Source organism: Streptomyces sp. NPDC050625 (genome assembly GCF_040654755.1).
Lineage (GTDB): Bacteria > Actinomycetota > Actinomycetes > Streptomycetales > Streptomycetaceae > Streptomyces.
Genome location: NZ_JBFAIQ010000008.1, coordinates 326,470 through 336,502, shown reverse-complemented (window position 1 = coordinate 336,502; position 10,033 = coordinate 326,470). Strand labels below are relative to the sequence as shown.

Genomic DNA, 10,033 nt, shown 5'->3' with positions numbered 1-10,033 from the left:
TCTTGTGGGCCCCACACGCAGGGGCTCCCACGAGGGCCACCCCATGAGTGGGGTTGGACCCGACCCCCGACGCCGGCGCCGGCGTCGGCTGACGCGCTACTCACGGCCCACAATCAGTCTGACAAGCCGCCGCTCCCCCCAGGGTGCGGTGGTTTTGCCGTCTCCGGCCCAGGGGAGGGCGAAACCGATGCAATTCGCCGGCACACCGAAGTGCCCTCGCGAGTACCAGGAGAGTCATGTTGACGACTGCACGTACGTGCGTGCCCATCACCATTTCCCGACAGGAAATCGAGCGCTGGCCCAATACGCCCTCGGCTCGCGCATTGACCGACGCGGGGCCCGGATCGCGCACCATCACCTTCCGGCTCCCGGCTGTGGACCGAGCCGTCCCGGTCTGCCGGAGCCTCACGCGTTCATGGCTCGACCAGCAACATCTGACGGACGAAGACATTCGCCATACGGCACTGCTGATCGCCACGGAACTCGCCACGAATGCCATCGTGCACACCGGCAGCGCCGTCATCAGCGCCAACCTGCAACGAAATAAGAATCACTTACGGATCCAGGTACGTGACCAAGGGACGACAATGTCCGCCAAGCACTGGCACAACGCCCCCGGGTTCGGCCGCGGCCTTGGCATCGTCGCCAGCTCCGCCCGAGCGCTCGGCACACGCATAGAACGAGACGGCACCCGATCGATCTGGGCTACCGTCCCCCTCACCTGAGTCAGTGCCGATCATCATGCCGAATGGGTGAACCATCACCATCATGACAGGTCGGCGTCCCTTTTCGTAGGAGCAAAGGCACAGCTCGCGCGCATTGTCCGGGCCACTGGGGTCTTTCAGAATCGCCGTCATGAATCTTTCGGGGAACGTCGATGAACGTGACGGGTGGGACGCGTTGTCCGAGGGGGCGCGGCCCTCCGAGTACGTGGCGGAGGCATGGCTGAGAGGTCTCGGGCGGAATCGGGAGGCGCCTGTGGAGGTGCTCGTCCGTCTCCTTGACGCGGGGCAGGTGTGGTTCTTGTACCGCGAGGGCCTTCCTCCCGGTGTCCTGGACGCAGCTGTCGAGCACCCAGCCAGGAGGGTCCGGTTGACGGCCGCCGAATCGGGGCGGCTCTCGCCCGCACAGTGGGACCGGCTTCTGGCGGTCACACCCGGCCAGGCACTGCGCGAGGTGCTCGAAGAGATGGCAGCGGAACAGGCCGTACGCCGCCCGTGGACAACCGTGGGAAGGGGCATCGAGCGCCCGCCGCATCCCGATGCGCAGCCGCCCACGACGCCGACCGAGATCGCCGCGCTTGCCGACGCGGTTCCCGATGTCGGTCAGGACGACACGACGTACGCGCTGTGGTGGGTCGCCGCCCTGTACGAAAACCCGGACGCCATGCGGCAGTTGGCGGCATACCCGAAGCGATGGATCCGCCGCAGCGTGGCCCGCGCGCCGCGGCTGCCGGAGGACGTGGTGAGCCTTCTTGCCGGCGACGAGGACCGCGTCGTACATCTCTTTCTCGCCGAGTCCTGCGACGACGCTCCGGCGGAGATGCTTCTCGATGTGTGGACGTGGTGGTCGGGCAGCTTTTCGTTCCCTGGCCGCCCCCGCAACCACCCCAACTTTCCCCGGCGCGATCTGCTCCGCTTCGCGGACGACCCGCGGCCGCGCGTACGTCTGCTCGCGCTCGACGATTCCGATTCGCCGGACGAACTGGTCGAGCGGTTCAGCCATGACCCTGACCCCGACGTGCGCGCCCGCGCTGCCGCTGATCCGCGTCTGTCCACCGCATCCGCCGTCCGGCTGGCCGGAGACACGGAGTACCGCGTCCTCCAGCAGGCCTGGCGAAACGCGGTCCTGCCGCCTTCGGTGCTCGTCCCGCTGCTCCTCGACGAGCGCAGTGCCGAGGAGGCGTCCCAGAATCCGGCGATCCCCGTGGCCGGCATGCACCGGATGATCACGGCGGCCAGTTCGCCGAGCTGAGCTTCCGAGCTTGGCACGGTATCGGCGCCCGACGGATGAGCCGGACGCCGATACCTGCCGTCGGTCAGCTGTTAGAAGACGCCCGCGTTGAGGGCCTTCTGGAGCTGGCTGGTGGTGCTGGTGTCCCAGGTGTCCTGGGGCGTCAGTCCGAGGTGCTTGTTGAGGGCGGTGGTGGTGGCGGGGCCGGTGATGCCGTCGGCGGTCACGTGCAGATACGTCTGCAGGGCCTTGACGGTCAGCGGTCCGAAGGCGCCGTCGACCTCCAGTCCGGCGGACGCCTTGGTGTTCAGCACCCGCTGCAGGGCCGCGCAGGTGGCCGGCCCGAACTGGCCGTCCACATCGAGGAGTACCGGCACGACGACCAGCGCCTTCGGCTTGATCACGCCGGTGTGCCCGGCGAGAGCTGCCTTCATGACGGCGGCGGTGTGCGGGCCGTACTCGCCGTCCACGGTGAGCTTGTGCTTGGCCTGGAAGGTGCGGACGGCCTTGTCGGTGGCGGGCCCGAACCGGCCGTCGACGGTGAGGCCGGCCTTCTGGACGGTGTTGAGGTTCTTCTGCAGGGTCTTGACGGCGTTGCCCGTCGAGCCCAGGCGCAGGATGCCGTCGTGGCTCGGCATCGGGGCGGCGTTGTCGTAGGCGGGGCGGCCGTAGCCGACCACGCAGGCGCGGCCCCGGACCCTGCGGCGAAACGCGTCGGAGGTGTTGCCCTCCAGGGTGGTGATGGTGCCGTTGGAGTGGACGGCCTCGACCAGGCCGACGTGCTTGATCGAGCTGATGGAGCGGCCGCCGGAGAAGTCGAAGAAGACGACGTCGCCGGGGCGGATGCCGCCGATGCCGTAGTGCCAGCGGCCGTGGGACTGGAAGGCGCGGGCGTGGGCGGTGGTCAGGGCGAACTTGCCCATGACGGCCTTGAGGTTGTCGGAGTGTGCGGCCTCGTAGCTGATCGACATGTCGCACCACGGTCCCGAGAAGCCGTACCAGGACGTGATGAGGTTGTGGTTCGAGCCGGGCGGGTGCTCGGTGGTGCCCAGCAGCTTACGGGCGGCGGCGATCATTCCCTTTGCTGTTCCCATGGCGGCGTCAGAGCTCCATGTCGTCGGGGAGGGCGTCGAGGTCGGAGGTGACCTCGTGGTCGGGGTCCTGGCTGATGCCGGACTGGTCGGGGTCGACGTCGAAGATGCCGGCGCCGCCCTCCGGGTACGGCGGGGTCTGCTCGTTCTCGCTCATGAACACTGACTCCTTGTCGCTGTCTCGGGTGAGGGGCCGCCGCGCCTCCGGTCGGCCCGGCACCACCACCTGCTCGTGGTGAAGCCGGCACCGGGAGGCGGGGCGACCGCCTTGCACCACCGAGTTCAGCGGGCCCGGAATTGAATGGGCAGCCGGTTCCACCACCCTGATCAATGGCCGCACCGCAGGTCATGGGGCCGGCGGCCGGCCGCTGACCAAAGACGGTGCCCTTGTCGATGGCGGGGCGGCCGCAGAGCCCACCGGATCCGAGCGCGGGACCCGTCCTGGGAAAGGGGGAATCGCCCGGCGGAGATGGTGGGCGTGGCCTTCGGGGTGCCGGTGGCGCACCGGCGGTGACGGCCGGCCGCTCGCCGATGCCTTCACAGAGGACATCCGGGGCTTGGCGTCGGTCGCCCACGGAGCGGTTCACCTCGGGCAGTCCCCCCGGGGCCGGGGACGCTGGCTGGCCCTGGCTGACGCCGGTCGGACAAGCCCGGTGTTTCCGCAGGAGCCAGTGCTTACGAGGTCGTGGATCCTACGGTGACGGCTGCACGTGGCTGATCGTTTGCTCCGGATGTGATGAGGAGTTCGGCAGTCTCGGGGTGGGGGCCGTTGTTCGCCCAGTCCAAGGGAGACCAACCCGTTCCGGAATCTTCACGAAGGTTCGGGTCGGCGCCGTGCGCCAACAGCTCGCGCACTGTCTCGGTGTGTCCCCAGCACGCGGCCGCGCACAACGGTGTGCCCTCCGAACCGACTCCCCTGCTCTCGGTGTCAGGGGAGGCCCCGGCTTCCATGAGCAAACGTGCGACCTCGGCTTCTCCCTGCAGCCGCTGCTTCATGGTTGGCAAGGCTAGCGATCGTGAGCGGCTCGTCATCGCAGGATGTGATGAGGATCTGCCGATCATTTACGGGCAGAAGGCCGTCCGCGGCTGGGATTTCATCAACTGGTGGTGTAAATAAGTCAGTTGTTGCGTCTCATGCACGCGACAGGCGGTGATCGCGGTGGGTGTTCTGTCGCTTTGCCTGTGATCGCCGACCCCCCTCATGCACAGCGAAAGGCAACATGTATGGCGAACAACCGCATGATGCGCCACGGCGGACGGATGCTGGCGCTCTCGGCGGCTGCCCTGGGCGTGGTCGCGGCGATGGCCGCCCCGGCCTCGGCCGATGACCAGCCCACCCGGGCGCAGCTGATAGCCGACTGTGACTCGGGTGTGGGCAAGTGCACCTTCAACGAACCCCAGTTGGGCGAGGCGTACCTCGGAGACTTCCACCGGGTCTCCGACTCGCTCTACAACTGCAGCACCTCGGCGGCCACCCAGTCGATGACCTGGTCCGACACGGTCGGTTCCACGGACTCGGCGGGCGTGTCCGTGACCGTCGGCGGCAAGATCGCGGACCTCATCGATGTCAGCGTGACGGCGACTTACAGCCACACCTGGTCGAGCTCGCACTCGGAGACCAGCTCCATCAACATGACGGTGAAGCCCGGTGAAGTCGGCTGGATCTCCCGTGCGCAGGTGATGCAGACGGTCTCCGGCACCTGGCAGACCCACTACGACGACCGGAAGTGGGGCCACTACTTCTGGTTCGTCCCCGACGTCATCACGGGGCCTGCCCCGAACGGAACGGACGGCGAGAGCAACGCGGTGGTCGTCAAGTCCCGGAAGATGACCGCCAAGGAGAAGCAGTCCTGCTCCAGCCGGTCCGGTAAGGCCAAGACGTTCATAGTCCAAGGCTGACAGGGCCTACAAGCCTGACAGAGCCGACAAGGCCGACAAGGCCGATCCACCGATCGCACCCCCGGCTGCCTCGCGGACGCAAACCCGCGGGGCAGTCGGGGTAGTCGGAGCAGTCGGAGCAGCTCAGCGGGCGGTGAGCCGATCCCGATCTACAACGGCGCCGGCGAAGAAGCCCCCGCGATCAGCAGGCGAGGAGCCCCCGTGCCGTTCGCGGGCACGCTCCACAGGTCGCTGCTGCCGACCTTGCCATCGGTGGGGAGGGCATAGGCGACGGTGCGGTCGTCGAGCCAGGTGGCCTGGTCGTCGACGCTGTGGCGTTCGGCGAGTGCGGTCTCCTTGAGAGTGCGCAGGTCGAGGACGTACTCGTGCCAGAGTGAGGTACCGGACAGGACCCGCTTCTTGAAGGCGACACGGGTCTCGTCGGGGGAGAGCGACGGACACTCCACGTTCTGGATCAGTGTGGTGACCGTATGCCGGGAGAGTGAACCGCGTACCAAATACGTCTGGTTGGCGGTGTTGAGGGTGGCGTAGAAGGTGTCGTCGTCGGAGGCGAAGGTGACGCCCCAGAAGTTGATGTCCGAGGCGTGGTAGGGCTTGCCGTCCTTGACGATGGAGAACGTCTCCAGGCTGGGAGTCAGCCGCATCGTGCGGGTGTCCAGGATCGAGGTCCGGGTGGAGAAGAAGGCGGACGAGTAGGACTCGCCGGAGACGAACACGGTCCAGGCGACGAAGCGGCCGCTGGGCGAGACCCGGGCCCGGCTGGGCGTGCCCGCGAGCGGGAAGGTTCGCAGGGTGCGTAGGTCGGCGTCCAGGAGCAGGGCGCGGTTGCTCTGCTTGAGGACACCGGTGACGGACTGGAGGCAGACGCCTGTGCCGGCCGCCGCGTAGAAACGCGCGCACTTCAGGCTCGTGGCGATCCGTCCGCCCCCGGGGTCGGCGGACGGGACCGAGGCGACCGCGGTGCGGTGCGGGCCGGCGGCCGCGTTGAGGAAGGCCAGGCGGCCTTTCTGGCCGAGCGTCAACTTGCCTGCGGTGACGGCGGGTCCGCCCGCCTGTGGCTGGTTCGCCCGATCCGCGCGGGCGGCGGCGTGGAGGACCACACCGGTCCCCAGCCCCGCGAGGAGCAGCACCGCCGTGACGAGTATGAGAAGGCGGCGGCGCAGCGGTGTCATCCGGATCCTTGTGGGGGTGGTGGTCATCGGGCTTCTTTCGTCGGCCGCAGCACCATGCCCGCCACGGCCGCGCAGCACAGGAGGCCGACGGCTGCGCCGGCGAGCGCCCGGCCGTCTCCCCACGTCGTCCAGGCGGCGCCGAAGGCCAGCGAGCAGCAGAACCGGGCCAGCGCCTGGCTGGTGCCGACGATGGCGAGGCCGCTGGCGCGCAGCTGCGCAGGCACGAGGCCGGCGAGGGCGGCGGGGAGCACACCGTCGGTGGCCGCGTAGAAGGTGCCGTGCAGGGCGAGTACGAGACAGGGGAGAGCCGGCGTGGCCGGGGCCCACAGCAGGAGGGCGTAACCCGTGAGCAGACCTGCGTGTCCGGCGAGGAACACCCTGTGCCGTCCGACCCGGTCGGCCAGTGCGCCGACGGGCACGGCCAGCAGCAGGAACACCGCGGCGGTGCCGAGCGGCAGCAGCGGGAACCACTCCTCGCCGATGCCCACGCGCCGTTGCAGGAGCAGATAGACGAAGGCGTCGCTGACCGTGGTCAGGCCGAGCAGCGCGGCACAGCCCGCGAGCGCCCGCAGCCTCGGCAGGCGCAGCAGCGCCAGCGCTTCACGTAGGCGGACGGGCTGTCTGCCGTCCGGTGCGCCTGCTTCGTCCGTCCGCGCTCTTTGCCGTCTGCCGGGTACGAACAGCACCAGTACGAGCACGCCGAGCACGGCGACGCACGCGCTCACGCCGAACACGGCGTCGTAGCCGTCGGCGGCCGCGCGCAGGATGAGGAAGGCCGCCAGCGGGCCGAGCATCGCGCCGGTGGTGTCCATCGCGCGGTGTACGCCGAAGGACCGGCCCTGGTTCTCGGGCGGCGTGGACAGGGAGATCATCGCGTCGCGCGGGGCGGTGCGCAGGCCCTTGCCGGTCCGGTCCAGGGCGAGGACCGTGCCCAGCGTGCCGAGGCTGCTCGCGAGCAGGAGCAGCGGCTTGCACAGTGCGGACAGGCCGTAGCCGAGCCCGGCCATCAGCTTGTGGTTGCGCACCCGGTCGGCGAGATGGCCGCCGGTCAGCTGGACCAGCGCGCTGACGCCGTTGTAGACGCCGTCGAGGGTGCCGAACCCCAGCGGGCTGAAGCCGAGGGTGGTGACGAGGTACAGCGGCAGGACAGCGGTGACCATCTCCGAGGAGATGTCGGTGATCAGGCTGACCGTGCCCAGCACGAGCACGACGGGGGCGACTTTGGGCCGAAGGCCGCGTCTTCGCCCCGGCTCGGAGTCGGCCGCCGGCGGCGCGGAGCGGTCGGTGAGATACATGATCAAGGCTCCAGGTACGGTGCGATCAGTTCTGCCGGCTGCTCTCGTCCCGTAGCCAGGTGCCGAAGTCCTGTGCCCGGATGGCTTTTCGAGCCCCGCGCCGGGCCGTGACCGCAGCCGCGACGAAGACCACGACAGCCGCGAAGAGCCTCGGCTCCCTGCGGAGCAGCGCTTTGAGATCTGCCGTACTCGTGCGTGCCGAGGCCTCTTGCGGGCTCTGGTGCTGTTCGACCTGGGCGGTGGACACCGCGGCCCGGATCCGCCGTTTGATCAGATCCCGCCATGTGCGCGGCGGATGGACCACGACTCGGGCCGATTCGACCACCAGCCGCTCCTTGGGAGCGAAGGCCAGGGACGCGGCCAGGTCGTCCGCCATGAGCGGCGGCAGCGCGGCGATCCGGTCGTGCCCGGCCTTGGAGACGGCGATGACCCCTCGCCCGAACAAACCCTCGCGTACGGCCGGCAGTTGCTGCCACACCCGGTAGTAGGCCCGGACCCGCCGGGCGCAGGCGTCCAGCGGAATCTGCCGTTCGGGGGCGGTGGCGAGGATGCCCGAGGTGTCGTCGGTCAGGGGCGCGGTGAGCGCTCGTACGTCGGCGCCCGCGATCACGATGTCGGCGTCCACATAGACGCGGGGGAAGCCGCGCGCATGATCGTCTCCGGTCCGCAGGGCGGTGTGCTTGGAGGGGACGGGGATCTCGACCACCCGCACGCGTGGGCCGCGTGCGGCCGCGATCCGCGCGGTGTCATCCGTGCAGCCATTGCATACAACCACGATGTCCGTCTCGTCCTGGGAGGTTTCGCCCTCGGAGGTATCGGCCAGCAGCGAATCGAGGAGCCGTCCGATGACTCGCGCCTCGTTGTGGGCCGGTATCACGATGCTCGTCACCTGGGCAGTATGCCGTCGGTGTCGCTATTGCGATGTGTGTTTCGTCCAACTGTTCCCGCGGCTGCGTCCCGTGGTCTAGATTGAGGTTCGCCGGACCGGTTTGGGTGGGGAACTGGTATTGACTGTTTGTCACGGTTCGGCTTGTTGAGTGTTTTTGAACAGTCAGTAACCAGCATGCTGGGGGCATGAGGCGGTTGGGGACCGCTGATGCTTCCTCGCTTTCCGGTGCCGCTGAGTGAAGGGCACTTCGGTCAGGGGTAGCCGCGCATGTGGTGGGGGGAGCATGACCATTGAGGTCACGCATGAGCAACTGGTTGTGGAGCGCAGGAGTCCGGAAGCGCGCCGAAGACGTTGGGAACAGAAGTACCGGATCGTCCTGCTGGTCGCGGACGGATTAGCGGCCGCTGCCGCGGCCTTCCTGATCCACGCGGCCTATGGCCGCTGGACGGTGGCCCTTGCGCTGCCCCCGACGTGGATCGCGGCCATGCTCGCTCATCGCTCCTACGACCGCAGCGCTCTGGGCGTGGGAACCGAGGAGTACCGACGGGTGCTTCGGGGCGGTGTCGCACTGCCGGCCCTGGCCGCGTGTGCGTACTACCTGTTCACGCGGGACTCCGGACTCCTCCATGACATGACCATGGCCGCAGCGCCGGCCACCGCGATCGCCCTGCCGGTCCGGTACACGCTGCGCCGACGGCTGCACAGACGCTGGGCACGGGGCCGGGACCGGAGCGCGACGCTCCTGGTCGGGCCATCGCGCGGCATCATGGAGCTGGTCGCCGTGCTACGACGCGGCAGTGTACAGGAGCTCCAGACGGCCGGAGTGTGCCTGACCGATCCGGAGAACGCCAGGGACATCCGCAGGTTGGGGCTCCCCGTCCTCGGCGGCGTCGGGGACATGAACGACGTGGTCCGAGCCCTGGGCATCAGCACCGTGCTGGTGCTGCCGGCACCCGAGTACGACGCCTCCGTCCTGCGCCGGATGTCCTGGACGGCGGCCGTGCAGGGAGTCGACTTCCTGCTGGCCCCCGTGCTGGCCGACGTCTCCGCCTCCCGGCTGGCGGTACGGCCCACCAACGGGGTGCCGCTGGTGCGGATACAGGCACCGAACCTCTCCCGGGTCTCCCGGCTGCCCAAGGAACTGCTGGATCGTTCCTTCGCGGGGGCGCTCCTGGTCCTCCTCGCGCTGCCCATGCTGCTGATCGCCCTGATCGTGCGGCTCGACAGCTCCGGCCCCGCGCTGTTCAGACAGCAGCGGGTGGGCCGGTACGGCGACCACTTCACCATGCTCAAGTTCCGCACGATGCGGCAGGACTCGGAGGCCCTGAGGGCGGAACTGGAGCACCTCAACCAGAACAGCGACGGCCTGCTGTTCAAGGTGAAGGAAGACCCACGGATCACCCGGGTCGGCTCGTTCCTGCGGCGCAGCTCGCTGGACGAACTGCCGCAGCTCATCAACGTGCTCAAGGGCCATATGTCGCTCGTCGGCCCCCGCCCGCCGCTGCCCGAGGAGGTGGAGGAGTACACACCGGACATCAAGCGCCGGTTGCTCGTGAAGCCCGGCCTCACCGGGCTGTGGCAGGTCAGCGGCCGCTCCGACCTGCCCTGGGACGAGGCGGTCCGGCTCGATCTCGGATACGTGGACAACTGGTCGATGGGCCTCGACCTGTCGATCCTGCTGCGCACCGGGTCCGCGGTGGTGCGCGGAACGGGGGCGTACTGATGGACCGACGG

General features: G+C 68.9%; 10 protein-coding genes and 1 pseudogene. 5 read left to right on the top strand and 6 right to left on the bottom strand.

Going from position 1 to position 10,033, the window contains the following annotated elements; all coding sequences use genetic code 11:
- Positions 1-260: 260 nt before the first annotated feature.
- Positions 261-725, top strand: a complete 465-nt coding sequence (locus tag AB0I54_RS21890; RefSeq protein ID WP_363297732.1) for an ATP-binding protein — start codon at positions 261-263, stop codon at positions 723-725.
- Between the two features lie 367 nt (positions 726-1,092).
- Positions 1,093-1,974 (top strand): hypothetical protein, encoded by an 882-nt coding sequence (locus tag AB0I54_RS21885; RefSeq protein WP_363297731.1) that lies wholly within the window; start codon positions 1,093-1,095, stop codon positions 1,972-1,974.
- A 71-nt stretch (positions 1,975-2,045) separates the two neighbouring features.
- On the opposite strand, the gene AB0I54_RS21880 is transcribed toward AB0I54_RS21885, so the two are convergent.
- The 3 genes and pseudogenes from AB0I54_RS21880 to AB0I54_RS21870 all read right to left on the bottom strand — a co-directional run.
- On the bottom strand, positions 2,046-3,047 hold the full coding sequence (locus AB0I54_RS21880; RefSeq protein WP_363297730.1) for a peptidoglycan-binding protein: 1,002 nt from the start codon (positions 3,045-3,047) through the stop codon (positions 2,046-2,048).
- A 7-nt stretch (positions 3,048-3,054) separates the two neighbouring features.
- A complete protein-coding gene (locus AB0I54_RS21875; RefSeq protein ID WP_363297729.1) occupies positions 3,055-3,201 on the bottom strand; it encodes a hypothetical protein in 147 nt (48 codons plus the stop codon).
- A 518-nt stretch (positions 3,202-3,719) separates the two neighbouring features.
- Positions 3,720-4,028 (bottom strand): annotated as a pseudogene (locus AB0I54_RS21870) (ankyrin repeat domain-containing protein); the annotation flags it as partial.
- On the opposite strand from AB0I54_RS21870, the gene AB0I54_RS21865 reads away from it, so the two are divergent.
- Positions 3,994-4,161 (top strand): hypothetical protein, encoded by a 168-nt coding sequence (locus tag AB0I54_RS21865; protein WP_363297747.1) that lies wholly within the window; start codon positions 3,994-3,996, stop codon positions 4,159-4,161. The pseudogene AB0I54_RS21870 and the gene AB0I54_RS21865 sit on opposite strands and share 35 nt — an antisense overlap.
- Positions 4,162-4,268: 107 nt before the next feature.
- The gene (locus AB0I54_RS21860) at positions 4,269-4,943 is read left to right on the top strand and encodes a hypothetical protein (RefSeq protein WP_363297728.1); all 675 of its coding nucleotides are present in this window, start codon (positions 4,269-4,271) and stop codon (positions 4,941-4,943) included.
- A 149-nt stretch (positions 4,944-5,092) separates the two neighbouring features.
- Here the strand turns inward: AB0I54_RS21860 and AB0I54_RS21855 are convergent, their stop codons facing one another.
- The 3 genes from AB0I54_RS21855 to AB0I54_RS21845 are packed head-to-tail and all read right to left on the bottom strand — an operon-like array spanning position 5,093 to position 8,299.
- Positions 5,093-6,115, bottom strand: a complete 1,023-nt coding sequence (locus tag AB0I54_RS21855; protein ID WP_363297746.1) for a TolB-like translocation protein — start codon at positions 6,113-6,115, stop codon at positions 5,093-5,095.
- A gap of 23 nt (positions 6,116-6,138) precedes the next feature.
- Entirely contained in the window at positions 6,139-7,410 is a 1,272-nt protein-coding gene (locus AB0I54_RS21850; protein ID WP_363297727.1) for an MFS transporter, read from the bottom strand.
- 25 nt (positions 7,411-7,435) lie between these two features.
- Positions 7,436-8,299 carry a glycosyltransferase family 2 protein gene (locus AB0I54_RS21845; protein WP_363297726.1) on the bottom strand — a complete coding sequence of 288 codons (864 nt, stop codon included), beginning with the start codon at positions 8,297-8,299 and terminating at the stop codon, positions 7,436-7,438.
- Positions 8,300-8,582: 283 nt separating this feature from the next.
- On the opposite strand from AB0I54_RS21845, the gene AB0I54_RS21840 reads away from it, so the two are divergent.
- On the top strand, positions 8,583-10,022 hold the full coding sequence (locus AB0I54_RS21840) for a sugar transferase (RefSeq protein ID WP_363297725.1): 1,440 nt from the start codon (positions 8,583-8,585) through the stop codon (positions 10,020-10,022).
- Positions 10,023-10,033 lie beyond the last annotated feature (11 nt).